Here is a 25,252-nt window from a genome sequence, read left to right on the forward strand (position 1 = left end):
AGTAGATTTACAATTTAATTAGATTATTAACTCTTTTCAATGGTATTTTAGTACTGTTTGGAAGGAGTTTTTTTATGCAATTTTCACAAAGATTATTATTGAAAGGTAAACCTATTTGGGAAGCATGCTTGGAGCATCCTTTTCTTAAGGAACTTAGTGAGGGGACCTTAAAGGAAGATAAGTTTTGCTTTTACGTTAAACAGGATTATGTTTATCTAATAGATTATATAAAACTTTTTGCATTAGGGATGGTTAAAGCAGATTCATTAGAAGATATACAAGCATTTGCTAAATGTGCAAATGCTATAGTAAATATTGAAATGGATGCACATACTGAATATGCTAAAAAGTTTGGAATAACTAAGGAAGAACTGGAGGCCACAAAGCCAAATGCAAGTAATTTGTCATACACAAAGTTTATGCTACAGGTATCATCAGAAGGATCTTTAGCTGAACTAGTAGCAGCACTGCTTCCATGCATGTGGAGTTATGCATTTATTGGAAAAACCTTAGCAAAGAATAGTAAGGCATTAGAGCATCCACTTTACAGTGAATGGATACTTACATATGCAACAGAAGAATATAACAAAGAAAATGATTGGTGCATAAAACTTATGGATAAACTAGCAGAAGGGCTTCCAGAAAGACAACTTCAAAAACTAGAAGAGATTTTCATTATATCTTCAAAATATGAATATATGTTTTGGGATGGGTGCTACAAAAAGGAAAGTTGGGTTATTTAGATGAAAGCATTGGAAATTAATAATTTATCCTTTGGATATAAGGATTCTGGGAAATTAATAGTAGATGATTTATCTTTTGATATAAATAAAAATGAATTTGTCACAATTATTGCACCTAGTGGCACAGGCAAAAGTACCCTTTTTCGATTAATTTTAGGACTATTAAAGCCACAAAAGGGCAATATAAATATATTAAAAGATGGCAATAAAAATATTATAGGGTATATGCCTCAAAAAGATTCCTTAATGCCTTGGAGAAATATTCTTGACAATACAGCAGTTGGACTTGAATTAAATGGTTATAGTAAGAAAGAAGCTAGAAAAGTGGCAGCCACATACTTTGAGGGTTTTGGACTTAAGGGAACTGAAAAATATTATCCACATGAATTATCAGGTGGTATGAGGCAGAGAGCTTCATTTTTAAGAGCAATAGTAAATAATCCTTCCATAATTTTATTGGATGAGCCATTTTCTTCTCTAGATGCGTTAACAAGAAGAAAGATGCAGTCATGGCTTTTAGATCTTTGTCAAAGACAAAGTAATACTGTGTTTATGATAACTCATGATATAGAGGAAGCTTTACTTTTATCAGATAGAATTCTTATTTGTACGGAGCTTCCATATAGAAACCTAAAATCTATAGATGTAAATATTGAAAGACCAAGGAATTATGAGACTACACTTTCTAGTGAGTTTATTGAGCTAAAAAGAGATATTTTAAATGTTCTTGACTCCTTAGAAGAAAATAAAGGGGGGGATATAGAATGAAAAAAATTAAAGACTATATATTTCCTTTAATATTTTTGATAATTATAATTTTGGCATGGGAATTTATAATACCATATTTTAAGGTGCCAAATTTTATTTTGCCTAGATTTTCTGAAATCATAAAGGCTTTAGTAGATCAAAAAGATTTAATATATAAACATTCTCTTATCACACTAGGTGAAGCACTATTAGGGCTTATTGCGTCCGTAATTATAGGTATATCTTGTGCACTTTCCATATATCTTTGGAGAAATGTTTCGAAAACTTTATATCCAATTATAATTTTTTCTCAAACAATTCCGACTATAGCTTTATCTCCAATTATGGTTATGTGGTTTGGATATACCATATGGTCAAAGGTAGCAGTGGTAATACTATTTTGTTTTTTCCCTATAGTTATAAGTACCTTAGATGGATTAAATAGTGTAGATAGAGATTTAGAAGATGTTTTAAAAGCCCTTGGAGGAAATAGATTTCAAATATTTTTTAAACTCCATATGAATTCAGTATTACCAAATTTTTTAAGCAGTTTTAAAATAGCTGCAACCTACAGTATTTCAGGGGCTACCATTGGAGAATGGCTAGGTGCTGAAAAGGGATTAGGTATATATATTAAGAGAGCAGCAGGAATGCTTCAGGCAGATTCTGTTTTTGCGGGAGTGTTAGTTTTATCATTTCTAGGATTAATTCTATTTTCTGTAGGATTCTTGCTAGAAAAGACTTTATTAAAATACAGAAGAGGATTGAAGGAGGACAATCATGAAATTAAGAAAGCTTAGTATATTTTTACTATTTATTATGTTAGTTAGTTTAGTATTTAGCGGGTGCTCTAGTGCTTCTAATAATAAGGAAGACAAGAGTGCTACCAAAGAACTTAAAGAGGTTAATGTTCTTTTAGACTGGTATCCAAATGCAGTACATTCATTCTTATATGCAGCAGAAGAGCAAGGATACTTTAAAGAAGCAGGATTAAAGGTTAACTTAATTACACCTGCAGGTACAGATGATGGAATTAAATTAGTAGCAGCAGGAAAAGCTGATTTAGCAATAAGCTATCCTAAACAAATTATCTTAGCGAGAGGCGAAAATATTCCTATTAAATCTGTTGGAGCAATAGTTAGAAGTTCATTAAATCAACTAATGGTTCGTAAAGATTCAGGAGTTAAAACATTAAAAGATTTAGAAGGAAAAAAAGTTGGATATGCATCTTTTGATATCGATAAAGAAACTGTTAAAGCAATGGTAGCACAAGCTGGTGGAGATCCATCAAAGGTTGAATTTGTAGATGTTGGATATGACTTAATGCCTGGAATTGAAACAAAACAAGTTGATGCAATTATAGGTGGATATATAAACCATGAAAAAATATTATTAGAGAAAAAAGGTATTGAATTAGAAACTTTTGCGCCATCAGATTTTGGCGTGCCAAATAACTACGAATTAGCATTTGTTGCAAGCGATGACGCAATTAAGAATAATAATGATACAATACAAGCGTTCTTAGGAGCTGCTAAAAAAGGATTTGAATATACTCAAAAGAATCCTGATAAGGCTTTAGATTTAATATTAAAGGCTCAAAATGAAAGTTTCCCATTAGATGAAGAGACAGAAAAGAAGAGCTTAGAGATACTTTTACCTCTTATGGAAAATGAAAGTGGTAAATTCTTAAGTCAAGATAAAGAAAATTGGAATAACAATATTAAATGGTTAAAAGATAAGAATTTACTTCAAGCTGATGTAGATAGTAAAGATGTGTTTCAATAATTTATCTTTGATATAGGAAATAGTATAGATAAACTAACTATAATCTATACTTATGCGTATACATCACCGAAATGAATAATATACTTTTGTTCCAGTTTCTAGGCAATTATGATGGGTGATTCTAAGGCTATAAAGTTGCACCCAAAGTGCTAGCCTCAAAGAACAAGCGCTCACAGAGAAAGTTCGAAGAACGAAATATAAAATTTCGATTCTCACTTTTTGAACTAGCACATTTGGAACAACTTATAGCAAAAGAATCACATCCATCAAAATTACCAATGAAACATTCCACAAAAGTATATCACTCATTTCTGGTTGGAAGATATTGCACAGTCTAAGTATATTTTATGATTATGTTATCCATATTTAGATAAAAACAGATAAATTATATTAAAAAAGATACTGAATATATATATTGCAAAAATAATCATTAATCATAATTCTAAGAATATTACAAGAATTTTAGACGTAATTGTGAATTGTGAAATGTGCATTGTGAATTGCAACATATAGATTATAATTCGGTATCTTTTTTTATTCTCTAGGAATTTATATTCAAGTTAAATTTGTGGACATTGTGCCCCTTGAGGGTATAAGTTATGAAAAATACTGATTCAGAAAGTTACAGTTCGTAAAGAGAATAAAAAAGAAATCTTATTCGCCTGCATAAAATGTTCTTATATGCACAATACGGAACTTAACCACAGTCTCCTGCGATTTTTTTATTGTTTTATAAATACTATGTGATATTAGAGTAGTTCTGAGGAAAAGCTAATTTTACTATATGAAATTTTTTATTATGATTTATATTTTAGCCGGTACAGTTGGACTCTTGAAAGAATAATATTGTAATTATATAGGTTGAGAGAAAAGCAACAAATTATATGTTTTGAATTTGTTGCTTTTTCCTTAAAGTTTACATTGTAACATGTATTATTTTAAACTTGGAGGATAATACTATGAAAAAAATAATTAAAAACATTTTATTTAACACAGTATTTAAGAGTCACAATAAATCGAATGTACAAGTAATAGTAGGGGCATCAAGACAACTTAATTACGAAATTCAAGTTATAGCTGAAAATTTATACGTACCATGGGCAATAGATATAAGTGATGAAGGAAAAATATATTTTACGGAGCGGTCTGGAGCAATTAGAGTTATTGAAGACGGCAAACTTAATCCTAATCCAATAATAAAATTTAATGAACCTTTTGTCAGTCAAGGGGAAGGTGGTTTGATGGGGATTGCTCTAGATTCAAATTATTCGAAAAATCATTATATGTATGTTATGCATACATATGGAGAAGGAGATGTAATTTATAATCGTGTTGTGAGAGTGATTGAGAGCAATAATAGGGCGGTTATTGATAAAGTTCTTATAGATAAAATACCTGGGGGACGAATTCATAATGGAGGCAGAATAAAGATAGGCCCAGATAAAAAATTATATATTACAACAGGAGATGCAGGAAATTCAGCATTGGCGCAAGATCCTAAAAGTTTAGCAGGAAAAATACTACGAATAGAATTAGATGGCAGTATTCCAGAAGATAATCCAATTTCTAATTCAGCACTTTATAGCTTAGGTCATCGAAATCCTCAAGGATTAGCTTGGAATTCAAAAAATGTTTTGTATGAGTCAGAGCATGGACAGTCAGCTCATGATGAAATAAACATAATTAAGCCAGGAAGCAATTATGGGTGGCCTCTTTTTCAAGGAGATGAGGAATCTACTGAAATTCAGATAAAAAAGCCATTAATACACAGCGGACAAGATACATGGGCGCCTTCTGGTATTGCTTTTGCAACCCAAGGACCATTGCAGGGAAAACTTCTAGTTGCTAATTTACGTGGACAGCAACTGCTTGTTATCTCACTAAATAGAGATGGAAGCGTAGTTAATAATGTAGAATCGTGGTTCAAAAACGAATATGGACGTCTACGTGAGGTTATTCAGGCTAAAGATGGATCAATTTACATTACAACGAGTAATAGAGATGGAAGAGGAAATATTAATACAGGTGATGATAAAATTATTAGGCTTATTTTAAAATAAAAAAATATTCAATAAACTAATTAAATCTAAGGCTCTCATTGAATAAAAGTCTTAGATTTAATTAGTTTTATTTGTTAATTGACAAAATATATTTAGAGATATATAATTTATTTCGAAAGTGAAATATTCGTACACGAAATGTTTGAATACGAAATATAAAAGAGGTGAAAATTATATGGAGATTATTAATGAAAGTATAGAGGTATCAAGATTATTTCAAGAAGTAATGAATTTATTTAGATTAAATATGAAAAAAATAATTGAGCGGACTGGAATGACAGCTCCACAGGGCATGGTTATTGGACTTTTATATAAAAATAAGAAAATGAAAGTGACTGAATTAAGCAAGCAGCTACATTTGCCTAATAGTACAGTATCAGGTATTATTGATAAACTTGAAGAACAAGATGCTGTTATAAGAGAAAGAAGTGAAGATGATAAGAGAGTTGTCTATGTAAGTATATCTCCGAAATTCATTGAAATTCATAAGAATTTTAATAAACAAATTGAACATAATATTGAGAGTATACTAAATCAAGGAACACAAGAAGAGCTTAATAAGATTTCTGAGGGACTAATAATATTCAAAAGACTTTTAAGTGAAAATAACGCTAATTAAGGAGAGTGCGCTAATGATTAAATTGTTTAGATTTTTAAAACAGTACACAGTTAATATAATAATAATTGTTTTATTAGTTTTTACACAAGTAATTGCAAACTTATATCTGCCTACATTAATGGCTGATATAGTTGATAAAGGAATTGTTCAAAAAGACGTAGTTCAAACTATATCGTTTCTTGGTTATAACGGTGAATATAGTGGAGTTGATTATATTCTAAGAATAGGAGGATTAATGCTGCTTGTATCTCTTGGAGGTGCAATTTGTTCAATTATATCATCATTTTTATCTTCAAGAACTGCAATAGGCTTTGCTAAAATAATTCGTAATAAATTATTCACAAAAGTTGAAAGTTTTTCTTTAAATGAATTTGATAAATTTGGAACAGCTACTTTAATAACAAGAACTACAAATGATGTTACACAGGTTCAATCAGTTACAATAATGATGTTTTCAATTGCACTTTTCGCACCATTGACAGCTTTAGGCGGAGTTGTTATGGCTTTAAGAGAGAATGTAACTCTAACATGGATCTTTGCGGTAGTAATTCCACTACTTGCAGTTATAATAGGGCTTACTTTAAAATTTGCAATGCCTTTATTTAAATTGATGCAAGTTAAAATAGATAAATTAAACTTGGTATTACGTGAAGGTCTTACAGGAATAAGAGTAGTTCGTGCTTTCAACCGTATAAATACTGAAAAGGTTAGATTTGACGACGCAAATAAAGATTTAATGAATAATGCTATAAAAGTAAATAAAATTATGGCAATTTTAATGCCAATAATGATGTTTATCATGAATGCTACTACTGTAGCAGTAATTTGGTTTGGAAGTATAAGAATAGATTCAGGGAATATGGAAGTTGGATCTTTAATAGCCTTTATGCAATATGGAATGCAGATTTTATTTGGTTTCTTAATGCTTGGTATGGTATTTATAATGATTCCAAGAGCTCAAGCTTCAGCAGTAAGAATTAATGAAGTACTAGATATGGAATCTGAAATTGTAGATCCTAAAAACCCATTATTAAATGAAAATGAAGGCGGTTATGTTGAATTTAAAGATGTAAGCTTCAGCTATCCAGGTGCAGAGCAAGAAGCTATTAGTAATATATCATTTAGTGCGAAACCTGGAGAAGTAACAGCTATAATTGGTGGTACTGGTTCAGGAAAATCGACATTAATTAATATGATACCGCGTTTTTACGATGTAACTAATGGTTCAGTTCTTGTTGATGGTATTGATGTAAGGGAAATGAGTCAGGAAAGTATAAGAGCTAAAATAGGTTTTGTACCTCAAAAAACTGTTCTTTTCTCTGGAACTATTGCTGAAAATATAAAATACGGTAAAGACGAGGCTAGTATGGAAGAAATTAAGCATGCGGCAGAAGTAGCTCAAGCAACAGATTTCATAAATGGAATGGATGATGGATATGAGCATTTAATTGCTCAAGGAGGAACTAACGTATCAGGAGGACAAAAGCAACGTTTATCAATAGCACGTGCTCTTGTTAGAAAACCAGAGATATACATCTTTGATGATAGTTTTTCAGCCCTTGATTTTAAAACAGATGCAAGACTTCGTGCAGCATTAAAAAAGGAAACAGTAAAATCAACTGTAATTCTTGTAGCGCAAAGAGTTGCAACTGTCATGGATGCAGATAGAATTATAGTTTTAGATGAAGGACAAATTGCAGGTATTGGAACTCATAAAGAGCTATTAAACAGTTGTAAGGTATATTCTGAGATTGTATCATCACAACTTTCAGAGGAGGAATTATCATGAGTGAAAATCGTAATAGAGTAAATAAAAGATCAGGTGGCGGTTTTGGCGGTGGTCCAATGGGATCTTTTGCTGGCCCAAAAGTAAAAGCTAAGGATTTTAAAGGGACATTAAAAAGACTTTTAAATTATTTGAAACCACAAAGAATGAATTTCATTTTAGTTTTTATATTTGCTATAGCGAGTACTATATTTAATATAGTAGGACCTAAAATTTCAGGTAAAGCTATAACTAGATTAGTTGAAGGATTAGTAGGAAAATTTACTGTAATGTCTCAAAATGCTGCATTACTTAAAGCAGGAAAACCAGGTAATATACCAGTGCCTGGGATTGATTTTCAATATATAGGAGATATTCTTTTATTACTACTTGGCTTATATGTAATCAGTACACTTTTTGGCTTCCTTCAACAATATATTATGGCAGGGGTTGCTCAAAAAACAGTATACAACCTAAGAAAAGAAGTTGAAGATAAAATTTCACGTTTACCGCTTAAATTCTTTGATTCAAGAACTCATGGTGAAATTTTAAGCCGTGTAACAAATGATGTTGATAATATTTCAACAACACTTCAACAAAGTTTGACTCAGCTTATTACATCTATAGTAACTATTGTTGGTGTTATTATCATGATGTTAACTATAAGTCCAATGATGACATTAGTAGTAATATTAACATTACCACTTTATATTGTAATAACAACACTTGTTGCTAAGCATTCTCAAAAGTTTTTTGCTGCTCAACAAAAAGAAGTAGGAGAACTTAATGGTCATGTAGAGGAGATGTATACAGGACATAAAATAGTTAAGGTTTTTGGACATGAAAAAGATTCAATAAAAGAGTTTGAAAATATTAATGATAGACTTTATAAAGCTGGATGGAAAGCACAATTTATATCAGGTATAATAATGCCAATGATGAGATTTGTTAGTAATATAGGTTATGTAATAGTTTGTGTTGTAGGTGGATATTTGGCAACACTCGGAAAAATTAGTATTGGTGATATTCAAGCTTTCATACAATACTCAAACCAATTTACACAGCCAATAGTTCAAACTGCTAATATTGCTAATATAATTCAATCAACAGTTGCATCTGCAGAAAGGGTTTTTGAACTTTTAGATGAAGTTGAGGAGATTTCAGATACTGCTGATGCTAAGATTATAGAATTCCCTAAAGGTGAAGTTAAATTTGATAATGTTGATTTTAGCTATAAACCAGAAGAACCACTTATTGAGAACATGAACCTTGATGTTAAACAAGGTCATACAATTGCAATTGTAGGACCGACTGGAGCAGGTAAAACTACACTCGTTAACTTACTTATGCGTTTCTACGAAATAAATTCTGGTAAGATAATGATCGATGGTGTAGATATCAGAGATATAAAAAGAGGTGCACTTCATAATATGTTTGGTATGGTTCTTCAAGATACATGGTTATTTAACGGAACTATAATGGATAACATAGCTTATGGCAGAGAAGGTGCTACTGAGGAAGAAGTTATCCAGGCAGCAAAAGCAGCACATGCTCATCACTTTATTAAAACTCTTCCAGATGGATATAATACAATATTAAACGAAGAAGCTTCTAATATATCTCAAGGCCAGAAGCAGCTTCTTACAATAGCTAGAGCAATTCTAGCAAATCCTACTATAATGATTCTTGATGAGGCTACAAGTAGTGTTGACTCAAGAACAGAAGTTTATATACAAAAGGCTATGACAGAACTTATGAAAGGCAGAACAAGTTTTGTTATTGCACATAGACTTTCTACAATTAGAGATGCAGAATTAATTCTTGTTATGAATAAAGGAAGTATTATAGAAATGGGCAACCATAATGAACTTCTTGCAAAGAAAGGTTTCTATGCAGATCTTTACAACAGCCAATTCTCTGGAGCAAATTTAGATAGTGAAGTAATGTAAATTATAATATTTTAAGGATAGTAGACGATAGTAATATTGTTTACTATCCTTTATTTTTATACAAGAAAATGGATTTTTATAAATTATTTCTAGTGAAGATATAAACTTAAAATTTTAGTAACTTTGTAAATACATTTATCTAATAAGTTGATTTGATACCTATATATACATTAAAAAATAAATTAAATTACTCATACTAAAACAAAAAGTAGTTATCAAGAATTATTGGCATAATTCTTGCTTTAAATATACTTGAAGAATAAAAAATATTGGAGGAATTAGAAATGAGTAATTTAGGAACTTTCAACAAAATAATAAAATCTGTTTGGAGTATTGAAAATTTAGATGAAATTGAAGATGGTTTTGGTCCAGACGAAATTGAGGCATGGGATTCACTTAGCCATATTGAACTGGTAGTAGCCCTTGAGGAAGAATTTGAAATATCTATGGCAGTTCAAGATATTTCAAGGTTATATACTATAGGAGATATCAAAAATACATTGAGAAAATATGGGGTTGAAATATGACCTTTACTGACTATGTTTTTGAATTCTCCTCAGAGCTTAACAAAACTGCAATAATTGATAAGAAAAATATCAGCTATAGTGATTTGTACTGTAAGGTACTGATGATATCTCATAATATAAAGAAAATTAATATAGTAAAGGAAGATAAGATTCTATTAATAAGTGAGAATTCACCTTTTTTTATAGAAAGTTACTTTGGAATAATAAAAAGCGGGTGCACTTGTGTACCCCTAAATCCTACTCTAAGTAAGAATGATATTGAGTATATAATTAATAGTTGCAATCCTAAAGCAATTTTTATTGAAAAACGTTTTTTAGATAATATGCGAAATTTGATTAATAAAGATATTAAGATAGTTACTGAAGAAACATTAAATAATCTTCTATTAGATAAAGAATGTACTAGTAATAATAGAGAAGAAGAAGAAATTGATTTTAAAAATAGTGTGGCTGTAATATTATTTACATCTGGTTCTACAGCAAGACCAAAAGGAGTAATGCTTACGCATCATAATCTCTGTCATAACACTAATTCCATAATAGAATATTTAAGCTTAAACAGCGAGGATAGGATAGAAGTTGTCTTACCATTTTACTATTGTTTTGGAACATCGTTGCTTCATACACATTTAAGAGTTGGCGGTAGCTTAGTAATAAACAATAAATTCATGTTCCCAGAAACAGTTCTAGATGATATAGAAAAATATGAATGTACAGGCTTTGCAGGGGTTCCAAGTAATTATCAAATTTTACTTAGAAAATCTAGTATTAAAGATAGAAATTTGAAAAGCCTAAGATACGTCGCTCAGGCAGGAGGAAGACTTCCTGATAGTTTTATTAAAGAAGTAAGACAAGCTCTTGTAGGAGTAGATGTATTTATAATGTATGGACAAACTGAAGCAACTGCAAGACTTTCGTATCTTCCACCTAATATGCTTGATGAAAAAATGGGTTCAATAGGTAAAGGCATTCCTGGAACTTTGCTTAAAGTAATTGATAAAGAAGGAAATGAAGTAAAAGTGGATGAAATAGGTGAAGTGGTGGCTTTGGGTGAAAATATAATGAAGGGTTACTTTAACGATGAAGAAGAAACGAGAAAGGTCATTAGAAATGGTTATTTATATACCGGTGACTTGGCTACAGTAGATGAAGATGGTTATATTTATATTGTGGCAAGGGAAAAACAAATCATAAAAAGTGGTGGAAATAGAATAAGTCCTAAAGAAATTGAAAATATTATAATTCAAATTCCAAGCGTTATAGAAGCAGCAGTAATTGGAATTCAAGACGATATATTAGGAGAAGCAGTAAAAGCATTTGTAGTATTAAATGATGAAGTATTAAAAGTTGATGAAAAGTATATAATTGACTATTGCAAAGATAAATTGCCGTCCTATAAAATACCTAAATATGTGGTATTTTTAGAGGGTCTTCCAAAAAATTCTTCTGGTAAAGTAATGATGGGGGATTTGAAATGATAGATGAAATTATAAATAATGAGCAATTTAAGTGTCTGCAAAAGGACAAAGAAAAAAAGCTTTTGAGCATTCTAAGGCCCCAGATAGATAAAAGTAGAATAAATGAAAATTTAAACATTATGTATAAAAAACTAGGAGTTAATATAAATGATATAAATTCTCTTGAAGAGGTTCCCTTTATTCCTGTAAATATGTTTAAGCATTTTGAGCTTAGGACTTGTAGTGAAGAAAGTGTAGTTAGAATATTAAACTCAAGTTCCACAACTGGAAACATTCCGAGCAAGATATATATTGATAAGGAAACATCTATAAGACAATCTCAAGGATTAATATCAACTCTAACAAGTTTTTTGGGATCGTATAGAAGACCAATGCTAATAATTGATAGTAAAGAAGTTAACAAAAAAAGTGACTATCTAACTGCAAGAGGCGCGGCAATAAGAGGAGTAAGCAGTTTTGGAAAGAGTTTAACTTATGCTATGGATTTGGTAGATGATAACATCATACTTAATATAGAACGACTTAAAGAATTTGAAGAAAAGTACAAAGATACAGATATATTAGTATATGGATTTACTTATATTATCTGGACTAGGTTTGTTAACGTACTAAAAGAAAAAAATATAAAATTAAACATGCCGAAAATTAAAATACTTCATAGTGGAGGCTGGAAAAAATTAAATGCCCAAAAAGTTGAAAAGAAAGAGTTTAATAGATCTGTGGCTGAAGTATTTGGAACTGACCCTGAAAACATAATTGATTTTTATGGAATGGTTGAACAGTTAGGCGTAGTTTTTCTTGACTGTGAATTCGGATATAAACATGTACCTGATTTTGGAGAAATTATCATAAGAGATTTTTCAACGCTTAAAGAAGTGGAAAAAGGTCAATATGGCTTTATAGAGGTTATGAGTGGACTTACTTCGAGTTATCCGGGGCAGGCTATATTAACTGAGGATATTGGTGAATTTATAGGCGTAGATGATTGTAAATGCGGAAGAACGGGTAAATACTTTAAGTTTAAAAATAGAGTAGATAAATCTGAAACAAGAGGATGTGGAGATACTTTTGCAGAAAAGAGGGACAAGAAATGATAGGCTGCTTTATGTTAGGAGATAAATTTTATGAGGAACCTAAGAAGCTTCAAAGTTTAGATGCAATTATAGAAGAGCTTAATAAAAATAGAGAAACAATTTATTCGTATCCATCAGAAGCTATGATTGAAATAATTAATGAATATAGTAAAATATTATGTAGCGATAGAAAGTTTTTAAGCTATGAAGGTGTACCATTTTTGGTATTATGGCTAAAGAAAGACAATATTAAGAAGCTTCTACGCCAAGATCTAAAAAAACAAGAATTCCTAGATGATTTTATAGAAATAGCAGATAATAAATTTATGAAAGCTCAACCGAGAGGGGTAGTGTGCCATTTCATGGCTGGCAATGTTCCTACTCTTCCAATATATTATTTAGTTCAAGCCATTATTTGTAGAAATGTTAATTTATGCAGGATACCTATTGTCAGTATAGATACTGCAATTGAACTTCTAAAACCTTTAAAAGATATTGTAATTAATTTTAGAGGAGAAAAATATTATGGAAGTACCTTATTAAAGAGTATTTCAATTATAAATTTTTCAAGTAATGATTTAAAATTAAATACTGAAATGTCACAGGCAGCGGATGTAAGAGTAATATGCGGCGGTGAAGAAGCCGTTAACACATTGTCAGTTCTGCCTAAGAAAACCACATGTAAGGATGTTATATTTGGACCTAAATATTCCTTTGCTGTATTTGAAAAATCTGCGATGGAAAGTCTTAAGATAACTAAAGCCTTCGATAATTTTGCAAAGGATATAATAAGCTTTGATCAAAGAGCATGCTCTTCTCCTCAAGTGTTATTTATTGAAAAATCTACTGTAGGTATTAATGAAGCAGCACAAATGCTTTCAGAATCTTTAGAAAAGGTTTTAAAACGATATCCTAAGGTTGAAATTAATCAAGGAGCAGCTGCAAATATAATTAATAAAAGAGGGGAATATCTTTTATCTTTAGAAAAAGATATAATATGCAGTAAAGACCTCAGTTATACAATTTTAATAGACAAAGAAATAATGTTAGAAGAACCTGTGCAGCATACAACTATATTTTTAAAAGAGGTTGAAGATATATTTGAGGTTTGCAAGCTAATAACTCCAAGGATACAAACTATTGGAATAGCTTCTGAAAACAATAGCAGGATTATAAATTTTGCAAATAAAGTCAGCCTGCATGGTGTTGATAGGCTAGTTAAAGTGGGTCTCATGAATTTGTATGATTCACCTTGGGATGGAATACTCTTTATGAGTGAAATAGTTAAATGGACAATTTTAAATCTAAATTAAAAAAGAGAAATACTTTATTAATGGATAAATCTTTAGATTTGTTTTATAAACGGTACTTATGTTAATGGTGAATTATAAATTCTGTATAAATAAGATATAGGGTGTGGAGAATGTGAAAGTAAAAGAATTGATGACAAAAAAGGTATTGGTATTAAAACCTAATAATACATTTGAAGAGGCAGCAAAGCTTTTTATTGAAAATGGCATAGATGGAGCACCCGTTGTAGATAGAGATGGGAAGTTAATTAGCATTGTAACAAAAACAGATTTAATGAAGGCTATTCTTAATAAATTGGAAATGAATACAAAGCTAGAAACTTTAAATCTTAAAAAAGTAATAACAATTAATAGTGAAATGAATATAGAAGATGTATTGAAATATAATGTTGGTCGTCTTCCAGTTATAGATAAAAACAATAAGATTATAGGGATAATTACTCATACAGATTTTATTAATGATTTGGTTGAAAAAATTTCAAAAAAATGTAGAGATATGAAAAATACAAAGTTAGGATTAACTGAGTTAGACTCTATTATTGAGTGCTCTTATGATGGGATTTATATAACAGATGGGGAAGCTAATACTATAAAAATAAATAATGCCTATGAGAGTATTACAGGACTTAAAAGAGCAGAGGTTTTAGGAAGAAATATGAAAGACCTGGAGAAAGAAGGTGTTATATCTCAGTCAGCTACTCTTTTAGTGCTAAAGAATAGAAAAACCACTACGATTCAACAGGAATTCAAAACAGGAGTAAAGGTTCTTGTGAGCAGTAACCCAATCTTTGATAAGAATGGAAAAATAATTATGGTGGTTACAAACGTAAGAGATGTAACACAACTTTATGAGTTAAAAGAACAACTTCAAAAGAATAAAGAAATTACTCTTAAATATGTTTCTGAAATCGAAGAAATGAGAACTCAATTATTAAATACTTCAGAAATTGTTGCAGAAGATCATAAAACTATTGAAATTATCCAGCTTGCCAATAGAATTGCTAAAGTGGACACTACGATTCTTATGCTCGGAGAAACCGGAGCAGGAAAGGATCAAATAGCAAAGCATATACACAAAGTAAGCAAACGAAGTAAAAAACAATTTATTAAAGTTAATTGTGGTGCAGTACCTGCAAGTTTAATAGAATCTGAATTTTTCGGATATGAAAAAGGTGCTTTTACTGGAGCAAATAAAGAAGGTAAAATAGGTTTGTTTGAGATGGCTTCTGGAGGGACTATTTTCCTCGATGAAGTTGGAGAACTTCCAATGGATATGCAGGTTAAGCTTCTAAGAGTGCTTCAAGAAATGGAAGTAGTACGAATTGGAGGAACAAAGCCTATAAAAATTGATGTTAGAGTACTAGCTGCAACAAATAGAGATTTGGAAGATATGATAAAGAAAAAACAATTTAGAGAGGATTTGTATTATAGGCTCAATGTCATACCGCTATATATTCCACCCCTTAGAGAAAGAAAGCATGATATTTTGCCATTAATTAATTTTTTTCTCACACAGCTTAATAAAAAGTACAATTTCAATAAGGTATTTGCTTCAGATGCTTTAAGTTGTATGTATGAATATAATTGGCCTGGGAATGTTAGGGAGCTAAAAAATATTGTTGAGAGAGCTGTAATAATGAGTGAGGATGATAAGATAAAAAGGTCAGATCTTCCTAAAAATATTATTGGCTCAAACGGCATGATTGTAACTTTAAATACTTTTGAAGAAGGTATAAATTTAAAAGAAACCTTAGATGCCATAGAAAAGAAATTAATTAAGAAGGCATATGACAAGTATGGTAATGTCAGAGCAGCAGCAAAATCACTAGGAATAGATGCATCAACCTTTGTAAGGAAGAGGCAGAAATATATAAAAGAAGAAATTTAATAATGTGACGTATTTAAATGGAAATTGGATACATATTTATTCATTAGCTATGGCAGCTTATTTTAAAATGCCTGCTCTGCAAATATGTATCCAATTTCTTTGTTAAGTATGGTAAATAAATGTATAATCTATTTAAATTCATGTATCATACTATAAACTTGCTAAATATTGGATAGTCAGTGGTGCAAAAATGCAACAAGATGCAGAAGTGCAACGTAATAAAATATTTTCAAATTATAGCAACTGTAAACGTATTCTGAGATTATTATAAAATTTAATTGAAATTTTAGTTGCGTTTTTGCAACAAATATTTATGGTGTTCCAAAAATTAGAGGTGATATTAAAAAAATTATAAGATTATTATGGTAAATTCAAGTTAGTGCGGTAAATTTTTATTTTGGCACGCTTATTGCTTTGTAATATTATTAGAAAATAAAAATTAGTGAAGGAAGCGATAATATGCCATTAAAAACAAAGGAACAATATATTGAAAGCCTTAGAAAGTTAAACCTAAAAGTGTACATGTTTGGAAAACCAGTTGACAATGTTGTTGATAATCCAATCATAAGACCATCTCTTAATTCAGTTGCTATGACTTATGAATTGGCACAAATGCCAGAGTATGAAGATTTAATGACAGCTACTTCTAATTTAACAGGGGAAAAAGTAAATAGATTTGCTCATTTACATCAAAGCACAGATGATCTTATTAAAAAAGTGAAGATGCAAAGATTACTTGGTCAAAAAACCGCATCATGTTTCCAAAGGTGCGTTGGTATGGATGCTTTTAATGCACTATACAGTTCAACATACGAAATAGATAAAGTTTGTGGAACAAATTATCATGAAAACTTTAATAAGTTTTTAAAATATGTTCAAGAAAACGACTTAACCGTTGATGGTGCAATGACTGATCCTAAGGGGGACAGAGGATTATCGCCAAGTAAACAAGCTGATGGAGATTTATACTTAAGGGTTGTTGAAAGAAGAGAAGATGGGGTAGTTGTTAGAGGAGCAAAATGTCACCAAACCGGAATGTTAAATTCTCATGAGGTAGTAGTAATGCCTACAATAGCTTTAACTCCAAATGATAAGGATTGGGCAATATCTTTTGCAGTGCCTACAGATGCTGAAGGAATAATTCATATATACGGAAGGCAATCTTGTGATACAAGAAAATTGGAGCCAGGTGCTGATATAGATCTTGGAAACGCTGAGTTTGGTGGACAAGAAACATTAACAATATTTGATAATGTATTTGTACCAAATGAAAGAATTTTCTTAAATGGAGAAACTGATTTTGCTGGAATGATCGTTGAAAGATTTGCAGGATATCATAGACAAAGTTATGGTGGATGCAAAGTTGGAGTTGGAGATGTTCTAATTGGAGCTGCTGCAGTAGCTGCTGATTATAACGGAGCTCACAAAGCATCTCATGTTAAAGATAAATTAATAGAAATGACTCACTTAAATGAAACTTTATTCTCTTGTGGTATTGCATGTTCAGCAATGGGTTCTAAAACAGAAGCTGGAAATTATTATATTGATAATCTGCTAGCAAATGTATGTAAGCAAAATGTTACAAGATTCCCTTATGAAATATGTAGACTTGCAGAAGATATTGCTGGAGGAATCATGGTTACTATGCCATCAGAAGCAGATTTTAAAGATGAAAAGATAGGACCATATATAGATAAATATTTGAGAGGTGTAAACTCAGTTTCAACAGAAAATAGAATGAGAATATTAAGATTAATAGAAAATATTTGTTTAGGGACTGCAGCTGTCGGATATAGAACAGAATCAATGCATGGAGCTGGATCACCACAAGCTCAAAGAATTATGATAGCTAGACAAGGAAATTTAGCAGCTAAAAAGAAAATAGCTAAGAAAATAGCTAGAATTGAAGAATAATATGAGCGAAATCATGGTAGATAAAATTAATAATGCTATCAATACTAAAATAAAACCATTACTTGCCGAGTATAATGGAGATATTGAGCTTGTAGAAGTTAGAGATGGCGTAGCTTACGTAAAACTTTTAGGCGCATGCAGTGGCTGTCCTTCTGCAAGGTTTACTATGGAAGAAGTAATTTCCTGCGTATTAAAAGAGATACCGGAAATAAAAGATGTACAACTTGTTGATCCAATTAGCAGAGAAATGCTTAATTTTGCTAGAGAGCTACTTAGCAAATAAAGGCTAGGTGAAATTTTGGAGATAGGTATTAGATACTGTGGTGGCTGTAATGCCAGTTATGATAGAAAAACGTTTATTACAAATTTAATTAACGATCTTGATAAAACTCATAATTTCGAGATTGCAAAGGAAAATAAGGAATATGACTATTTAATTTTAGTCTGTGGATGTTCAAATTGCTGTGTAAGCCATGAAAAATATATATTAAAATATAGTAAAATTTTTATTAAAAATATAGGGGATTATGATAAATTAGTATATGACTTGAAGAAATTGTAATTCGGCTATATTTAGGAGGTGTCTAAGATTAGCTGGAAAGATTTATACAAGAGTAAGGTAGTTACAGCTGACGAAGCTGTAAGAAAAATTAAATCGAATGATAGAGTAGTAACTGGACATGCTTGCGGAGAGCCAAAAGAAATTATAGATGCTATGGTTAGAAACAAAGATTTATATGAAAACGTAGAAATTGTTCATATGGTATCAATGGGTAAAAGTGAATATTGTAAGCCTGAAATGGCTGTTAATTTTCACCACAATTCTATATTTGCAGGTGGAACAACAAGGGAAGCTATTGTTGACGGAAGAGCAGATTTTACGCCATGCTTTTTCTCGGAAGTACCAAAAATGTTTAGGGAAGGTACTTTGCCAGTAGATGTAGCACTCGTTCAATTAAGTGTTCCTGATGAACATGGTTATTGTAGCTTTGGAGTTTCAAATGACTACACAAAACCTGCTGCAGAGGCCGCTAAAATTGTTATTGCGGAATTAAACGACAAGATGCCAAGAACACTCGGAGATTCATTTATACATGTTTCTGATATAGATTATATAGTTGAAACTTCAAATGATATTATTGAGCTTAAGCCACCTAAAATAGGAGAAGTCGAAAAGGCTATTGGTGAAAACTGTGCAAAGCTAATTGAAGATGGTTCTACACTTCAATTAGGAATTGGTGCAATTCCAGATGCGGTACTATTATTCTTAAAGGAAAAAAAGGATCTTGGAATTCATTCGGAAATGATATCTGATGGAGTAGTTGAATTAATAGAAGCAGGTGTAATAACAAATAAAGCAAAAACTTTACATCCTGGAAAATCTGTAGTTACATTTTTAATGGGCACTAAGAGGCTTTATGATTATGTTAATGGAAATCCTAGTGTTGCCATGTATCCTGTAGATTATGTAAATAATCCATGTGTTATAGCAGAAAATTATAAGATGGTATCTATAAACTCATGTATTCAGGTAGATCTTATGGGACAAGTTGCGGCTGATACAATTGGACTTAAACAGTTCAGTGGTGTAGGTGGACAAGTTGACTTTGTAAGAGGAGCAGCAATGGCTAAAGGTGGTAAATCAATAATTGCAATGCCATCAACTGCAAGTAAAGGAAAACTTTCAAGAATAGTTCCAATTTTAGATGAGGGTGCAACTGTTACAACTTCTAGAAATGATATTCATTATGTAGTAACTGAGTTTGGAATAGCTGAATTAAAAGGCAAAACTTTAAAAGAAAGGGCTAGGGCATTAATAAATGTTGCACATCCTGATTTTAGAGAGACACTTATTGAAGAATGGGAAAAGAGATTTAAAGTTAAATTTTAAATTAAAGTAAATGAAAATATGGGAGGAAGTAACTTATGAAAGTATATGTTTTAGACACGGGATATTTAGAAACTGATAAAAATAATGTAGTAGGTGGAGCTACTATGGGAACATATAGCCAGCCGCATGTACAAAATAAATGGATTAAGCTACCTGTAATGTCTATTTTAATAGATCATCCAGATGGAAAAATATTATATGATGTAGGAAGCAATCCAGAGGCTATGAATGGTTATTGGCCAAAAAACCTTCAAGAAGTTTATCCATTATATCAAACAAAAGAACAAAGACTAGAAAATCAATTGGCTTTATGTGGTACAAAGCCAGAAGAAATAAAGAAAGTAATAATTTCTCATATGCATTTAGATCATGCAGGAAATTTAGATATGTTTAGACATGCAGATGTATATGTACCAAAGGCAGACTTTATGCAAGCTCAAACTCAAGTAAGGTTAAATGAAAATCCGTTAACACATGGAGGCTATATTAAAGCTGATATGGATGTTTCAGTAAAGCAATATCATTTAGTTGAAGAGGATTTTGAATTTGCAAAGGGTATAGAAATAGTAAATTTACCAGGTCATACACCAGGATTACTTGGAATAGTAGTTCATTTAGAAAATGAAGGTACATTAATCTTCCCACAAGATTGTGTATATAGTTCAGAAATTTATGGCCCACCAGCTAAGGCATCAGGATTACTTTATGACAGTCTTTCTTTCTTTAAATCAATTGAAAAAGTAAGAGCTTTAGAGAAAAAATATGATGCAAAAGTATTTTTTGCTCATGATGAGGAGTTCTTTAAAACAATAAAACTTGCTCCTGAGTTTTATGAATAAAAAGTAGTAAATAGATAACCACAGTGAAAGTTATAGTAATGTGGTGACTAACCGAAATCAGAAACATTGTTGTTTCTGATTTCTAGTGAAGATATCCACTTAATATTTAATAAATATATAAAATTATGAGTGAGTGTATCTATATTAACCGAAATTCTATATATGTTTGTTCCATAGAACTATAAAAATTTTGCTGAAAGGCAGTTAATGTAGGGTTGTATCCATATGTGCATGCTCCTAATTTTATTAGGACAAGTAAACCTGGAACAACCCTACATTAATTATTTTCATCAGCTTATTTTCTAATGACTGCTCCATATTATGATATTGAGGTTACAAGCATATATGGAATTTCTTTGTTTTTATATGCATTTAAGTATAGTAAATGTTTGATAGAATTTTGTATGTGATTTACTATAATTTTTGACAAAACAATAAAAATACTATGTAACATAATATTTAAATGCTAAAATATAAGTAAAGAAAAAATACAATATCATATATTGATTTTGTGTTTTTTTGAATGTGTCTGGATATATGGAGGAAAGAAATGAGTAATATTAACAATGATAATAATTTAGGAAACATAAGAAAAGCAAGAATTGAAGATTTAGAAACTATAGTAAAATTTAATTACAATCTAGCAAAGGAAACAGAGGATAAAGAACTTAATTTAGAAATTCTAAGCAATGGTGTTAAGGCGATGATAGAAGATTCATCAAAAGGGCAATACTATGTTTATGAAATAAATGGCAGAGTAGTTGGACAAATTATGTTTACATATGAATGGAGTGATTGGAGAAATGGTATGTTTCTCTGGGTACAAAGTGTATATGTAGATTCTGAGTATAGAAAAAAAGGCATTTATAAGAAGTTGTATCATAATGTTAAAAATATATGTGATAATAATGATGGAATAGCTGGCATAAGATTGTATGTAGAAAAAGAAAATATAAATGCCAAAGCAACATATGAGTCACTTGGGATGAGCGAATGTAATTATAATATGTATGAATATGAAAAATAATTAGGAGTGATAAGATTACTGCCTAGGTTCTAAGTTAACGGAAAGCTGCAATTTTCATTAAAGAGAGTTTCTATGAGTTTTGTTCATATATAGATGAACATATAGATAAGCCAATTATAAGTTAGATTTATACTATGAAATATATCCCAACTAGAAATGGGTAATATATTTTTGTGGAATGTTTCATTGGTAATTTTGATGGATGTGATTCTTTGGCTATAAGTTGTTCCAAATGTGCTAGTTCACAGCTTGTTCTTTGAGGCTAGCACTTTGGGTGCAACTTTATAGCCTTAGAATCACCCATCAGAATTACCTAGAAACTGGAACAAAAGTATATTATTCATTTCGGCGAGTTATATGCATAAGTTCAGGTCTTAGTTGGGTTATCTATATTAACAAAGTTGCTAAAACTTTAAGTTCATATTTTCATTAGAAATCATAAATATATTTGTGGAGAAAACATTTGAAAATGAGCTGTTAAAGGGTCTTAGCTGTAGGTTGTTCCATTTTTGCTTGTCAAACTGAAAGTTGGAGCATGCTAAAGTGGATACAACCTGCTGCTAAGAACCTTCAGCGATATTTTCATAGCTTTTCGGAATCAAAATATTTATGATTTCGGCAAGTTACCACATAAATATAGTTTTAAAGTTTGATATCTATATATATGTTGCAATAATAAACTTACATTTAAACTTCTAGTATGCTAAGTGCTCTATTAAGACAAAATGTAGAAATTCAATTGCAACATATATAAATCATATTTTACAATAGAAGGGAAGTGAGAATTAAAGGAGAGCGTATTAAATCCTCTCTTTTAATAATATTATGAATAATAAAAAGATAGTAAGAGATGGACATATGCACTCGCCATATTGTCCTCATGGAACCAAAGACAGCTTTGAAATGTATGTTGACAAAGCATTAATAGAGGGATTAGAGGAAATAACATTTACTGAACACATGCCATTTCCGTGTTATTTTATAGATGACAAAGAATTTCAAGATGAATGTGCTCCAAATGAAGAAGCAATACAGAAGTATTTCAAGGATGTTGAAGAAATAAAATTAAAATATAAAGACAAAATTAAAATAAATATAGGACTAGAAGTTGATTTTGTTGATGGATATGAAGAGGAAACTAAAAAACTTCTTAATTCCTATGGTTCAAAATTAGAAGATGGGCTACTTTCTGTACATTTTATAAAAATGGGCGATGAATATGTGGCTATTGATGGAAAAGAAGGTTTTGAAAGAGCTTTAGAGTTTTATGGTACCACTGAAAAAGTTTATGATAAGTATTATGAGACTTTGCTTAAGGCAATAAAATCTGACTTAGGTAAGTATAAGCCTCATCGTATAGGCCATCCTAATTTAATTAGGATTTTCAATAAATTATACCCATTAGAATATAAAAACAAAGAACTTTTAGAAGAAATAGTAAGAGAAATTAAATCAAGGAATTATGAAGTAGATGTAAATACAGCTGGCCTTAGAAAGCCATATTGCGGTGAAATCTATGTATCAGATATTTTTAAACAGTTGATAGATGAATACGGGGTTAAAAAAGTATATGGATCAGATTCTCACACAGCAAGTGATGTCGGAAGAGATTTTGATAAAGAATAAATTTTAGATAGCAGCAGAAAAACTATATTGAGGAGTGAGATATGTCATTAGAAGGTATTAATTTTATTAAAGAAATTACATCTTTTATTTTTGTTGATGATAAACCAGAAAAGTGTGATATTATTTTTGTACCTGGTAGTGCATGGTCGGAGCCAGCAGAAAAAGCTTCAAAACTTTGGTTAGAGGGATATGCACCATATATACTTCCGTCGGGAAAATATAGCATGTCAAAAGGATACTTTCCAGGACCAATAACTAAGGCTGAAATATATAATGGAGCATATAACACTGAATGGGAGTTTATGAGAGATATAGCAATATCTAATGGAGTTAATGGTGATGCAATATTAAAAGAAGATAGTGCAACTTGGACAAAGGAAAATGCTTTTAAGTCAAAGGAAGTTACTGATAACTGTAATTTAGATATAAAAAAGGCTATAATATGTTGCAAATCGTTTCATGCTAAGAGATGTCTCATGTTTTATAGCCATGCATATCCAAAGACAAAATTCTTTGTATGTCCAATAGATGTGGACGGAATAACTAAGGAAAATTGGTTCAAAACTGAGAATGGAATTGATAAGGTTATGGGAGAGTTATCGCGTTGTGGAGGACAGCTTAAGAAAGCAGTTCCTACCTGGTCCTAAATATTGTAATAAGTCTAAAAATATTACAAGAATTTTAGTCGTGATTATGAAATGTGATTATGAATTGTGAAATATGAAATGTGAATTGTGCACTGTGAATTGCAAATTGCGAATTGTGCATTGTGAATTGTGAATTGCAAATTGTGCATTGCAAATTGTGCATTGTGAATTGCAAATTGTGAATTGTGAATTGTGCATTGTGAATTGCAAATTGCAACATATATAATCTAAAAAATTTAACAGAATCAACATTAACTATCATGTAATAAGAAACAAAAGATTTTATAAAAAATGAATAGCACTGCTTAGAACGTATATAGTATAAATCCCGTAAGTAATTTGATAGAGACTTACGGGATTATGTATTTTTTAAAGTTTTAATATTTCGTTAATCTAGTGAAAAAAGTATAGGATTTTGTAACAATAATTTAATTACTGAATAAAGTGACTATATAGATTGCTATATATTTAGTGTTAAAATAAAGTTAAGATATATACTTTGTATTGACAATAGATAGATGATATTCTATATTATATATAGATAGATGTCTATATAGGAAAGGCGTGAATGAGAATGAGCTATGAAGAAAATTCAAAAATTTTTAAAGCATTATCTGATCCAAGCAGGTTAAAAATAATTGATATATTATCTTGTGGTGAAAGATGTGCATGCGATATACTAGAATACTTTGATTTTACTCAGCCAACCCTTTCGCATCATATGAAGGTATTAAGTGACTGTAGTCTTATAGAAGTTAGAAAAGAAGGTCTTTGGAATTACTACCGATTAAATCTTAATAATTGCAATAAACTTACTTTATTTATGATGAACCTCGTAACAGAAACAAAAGACTGTATTTGTAAGGATAAATCTAAGTGTACTTGCAAATAAGAAGAAAAAATTAGATGTATCTATAAGTGAAATTTAAATATAAAAAATCATATTGTAAAGGAGTTAATAAAAATGAAAAAAATGATTATTTTTGATCCAGCTATGTGTTGCTCAACAGGTGTTTGCGGGCCATCTGTAGATAAAGAATTATTAAGAGTTGCAACTGCACTTAATACTTTGAAAAACAAAGGTATAGTAGTGGAAAGACACAATTTAACAAGTAATCCTCAAATATTTGTAGATAATAAAGTGATAAATGAAATTTTAAACACTAAAGGTGTTAATGCTTTACCTGTAACTATGGTAGATGGAGTAGTTGTTAAGGAAGGAAGCTATCCAACAAATGAGGAGTTTTGCACTCTATTAGGTATACCTGGAGATACTTTAAAGCTTAATATAAAGAAAGCTAGCATAAAAAAGCCTGCTAAAAGTTGTGGATGTAAAGGTGGATGCTGCTAATAAGATTTTAGGT

At 30.7% G+C, this 25,252-nt stretch carries 23 protein-coding genes; all 23 read left to right on the forward strand.

The window, feature by feature from the left end; translation table 11 throughout:
- Nucleotides 1-74: 74 nt before the first annotated feature.
- The 23 genes from tenA to arsD all read left to right on the forward strand — a co-directional run bounded on the left by tenA (nt 75) and on the right by arsD (nt 25,239).
- Nucleotides 75-743: a thiaminase II gene (gene tenA, locus PZA12_RS10785; RefSeq protein WP_077841749.1), complete on the forward strand. Its 669-nt coding sequence runs from the start codon at nt 75-77 to the stop codon at nt 741-743.
- Complete coding sequence (locus PZA12_RS10790) at nt 744-1,511, forward strand: ABC transporter ATP-binding protein (RefSeq protein ID WP_103698706.1); 768 nt, start codon at nt 744-746, stop codon at nt 1,509-1,511.
- Nucleotides 1,508-2,290 (forward strand): ABC transporter permease, encoded by a 783-nt coding sequence (locus PZA12_RS10795; protein ID WP_103698707.1) that lies wholly within the window; start codon nt 1,508-1,510, stop codon nt 2,288-2,290. Before PZA12_RS10790 ends, PZA12_RS10795 begins: the two co-directional genes overlap by 4 nt.
- Nucleotides 2,271-3,275, forward strand: coding sequence for an ABC transporter substrate-binding protein (locus PZA12_RS10800; RefSeq protein WP_103698708.1), 1,005 nt, complete (start codon nt 2,271-2,273; stop codon nt 3,273-3,275). Before PZA12_RS10795 ends, PZA12_RS10800 begins: the two co-directional genes overlap by 20 nt.
- A 959-nt stretch (nt 3,276-4,234) precedes the next feature.
- A complete protein-coding gene (locus tag PZA12_RS10805; protein WP_103698709.1) occupies nt 4,235-5,335 on the forward strand; it encodes a PQQ-dependent sugar dehydrogenase in 1,101 nt (366 codons plus the stop codon).
- Nucleotides 5,336-5,510: 175 nt separating this feature from the next.
- Nucleotides 5,511-5,954, forward strand: a complete 444-nt coding sequence (locus PZA12_RS10810; protein ID WP_077831750.1) for a MarR family winged helix-turn-helix transcriptional regulator — start codon at nt 5,511-5,513, stop codon at nt 5,952-5,954.
- 13 nt (nt 5,955-5,967) lie between these two features.
- Nucleotides 5,968-7,743, forward strand: coding sequence for an ABC transporter ATP-binding protein (locus tag PZA12_RS10815; RefSeq protein WP_103698710.1), 1,776 nt, complete (start codon nt 5,968-5,970; stop codon nt 7,741-7,743).
- Entirely contained in the window at nt 7,740-9,668 is a 1,929-nt protein-coding gene (locus tag PZA12_RS10820) for an ABC transporter ATP-binding protein (protein ID WP_023976210.1), read from the forward strand. Before PZA12_RS10815 ends, PZA12_RS10820 begins: the two co-directional genes overlap by 4 nt.
- A 284-nt stretch (nt 9,669-9,952) precedes the next feature.
- Nucleotides 9,953-10,195, forward strand: coding sequence for an acyl carrier protein (locus PZA12_RS10825; RefSeq protein WP_012058321.1), 243 nt, complete (start codon nt 9,953-9,955; stop codon nt 10,193-10,195).
- On the forward strand, nt 10,192-11,673 hold the full coding sequence (locus PZA12_RS10830; protein WP_077868970.1) for a class I adenylate-forming enzyme family protein: 1,482 nt from the start codon (nt 10,192-10,194) through the stop codon (nt 11,671-11,673). Before PZA12_RS10825 ends, PZA12_RS10830 begins: the two co-directional genes overlap by 4 nt.
- Nucleotides 11,670-12,767 carry an acyl-protein synthetase gene (locus PZA12_RS10835; RefSeq protein WP_077868971.1) on the forward strand — a complete coding sequence of 366 codons (1,098 nt, stop codon included), beginning with the start codon at nt 11,670-11,672 and terminating at the stop codon, nt 12,765-12,767. Before PZA12_RS10830 ends, PZA12_RS10835 begins: the two co-directional genes overlap by 4 nt.
- Complete coding sequence (locus PZA12_RS10840; protein ID WP_017212828.1) at nt 12,764-14,059, forward strand: acyl-CoA reductase; 1,296 nt, start codon at nt 12,764-12,766, stop codon at nt 14,057-14,059. The genes PZA12_RS10835 and PZA12_RS10840 overlap by 4 nt, the downstream gene beginning before the upstream one ends.
- A 112-nt stretch (nt 14,060-14,171) precedes the next feature.
- Nucleotides 14,172-15,944, forward strand: a complete 1,773-nt coding sequence (locus PZA12_RS10845; RefSeq protein ID WP_103698711.1) for a sigma 54-interacting transcriptional regulator — start codon at nt 14,172-14,174, stop codon at nt 15,942-15,944.
- 459 nt (nt 15,945-16,403) lie between these two features.
- Nucleotides 16,404-17,858 (forward strand): 4-hydroxyphenylacetate 3-hydroxylase family protein, encoded by a 1,455-nt coding sequence (locus tag PZA12_RS10850; protein ID WP_103698712.1) that lies wholly within the window; start codon nt 16,404-16,406, stop codon nt 17,856-17,858.
- Nucleotide 17,859: 1 nt separating this feature from the next.
- Nucleotides 17,860-18,141 (forward strand): NifU family protein, encoded by a 282-nt coding sequence (locus PZA12_RS10855; RefSeq protein ID WP_103698713.1) that lies wholly within the window; start codon nt 17,860-17,862, stop codon nt 18,139-18,141.
- A gap of 15 nt (nt 18,142-18,156) precedes the next feature.
- A complete protein-coding gene (locus PZA12_RS10860; RefSeq protein WP_017212832.1) occupies nt 18,157-18,420 on the forward strand; it encodes a hypothetical protein in 264 nt (87 codons plus the stop codon).
- A gap of 27 nt (nt 18,421-18,447) precedes the next feature.
- Nucleotides 18,448-19,749 carry an acetyl-CoA hydrolase/transferase family protein gene (locus PZA12_RS10865; protein WP_171781259.1) on the forward strand — a complete coding sequence of 434 codons (1,302 nt, stop codon included), beginning with the start codon at nt 18,448-18,450 and terminating at the stop codon, nt 19,747-19,749.
- 35 nt (nt 19,750-19,784) lie between these two features.
- Entirely contained in the window at nt 19,785-20,588 is an 804-nt protein-coding gene (locus PZA12_RS10870; RefSeq protein WP_103698715.1) for an N-acyl homoserine lactonase family protein, read from the forward strand.
- A gap of 550 nt (nt 20,589-21,138) precedes the next feature.
- On the forward strand, nt 21,139-21,615 hold the full coding sequence (locus PZA12_RS10875; protein WP_023976200.1) for a GNAT family N-acetyltransferase: 477 nt from the start codon (nt 21,139-21,141) through the stop codon (nt 21,613-21,615).
- A gap of 825 nt (nt 21,616-22,440) precedes the next feature.
- Complete coding sequence (gene hisJ / locus PZA12_RS10880) at nt 22,441-23,241, forward strand: histidinol-phosphatase HisJ (protein ID WP_103698716.1); 801 nt, start codon at nt 22,441-22,443, stop codon at nt 23,239-23,241.
- A 41-nt stretch (nt 23,242-23,282) separates the two neighbouring features.
- Nucleotides 23,283-23,888 (forward strand): YdcF family protein, encoded by a 606-nt coding sequence (locus PZA12_RS10885; RefSeq protein ID WP_103698717.1) that lies wholly within the window; start codon nt 23,283-23,285, stop codon nt 23,886-23,888.
- Between the two features lie 574 nt (nt 23,889-24,462).
- On the forward strand, nt 24,463-24,780 hold the full coding sequence (locus tag PZA12_RS10890) for an ArsR/SmtB family transcription factor (RefSeq protein ID WP_207715152.1): 318 nt from the start codon (nt 24,463-24,465) through the stop codon (nt 24,778-24,780).
- 72 nt (nt 24,781-24,852) lie between these two features.
- A complete protein-coding gene (gene arsD, locus PZA12_RS10895; protein ID WP_103698719.1) occupies nt 24,853-25,239 on the forward strand; it encodes an arsenite efflux transporter metallochaperone ArsD in 387 nt (128 codons plus the stop codon).
- Nucleotides 25,240-25,252: the final 13 nt, after the last annotated feature.

Origin of the sequence: Clostridium beijerinckii (genome assembly GCF_036699995.1) — a bacterium.
In the GTDB taxonomy this organism is placed as follows: Bacteria; Bacillota; Clostridia; order Clostridiales; family Clostridiaceae; genus Clostridium; species Clostridium helianthi.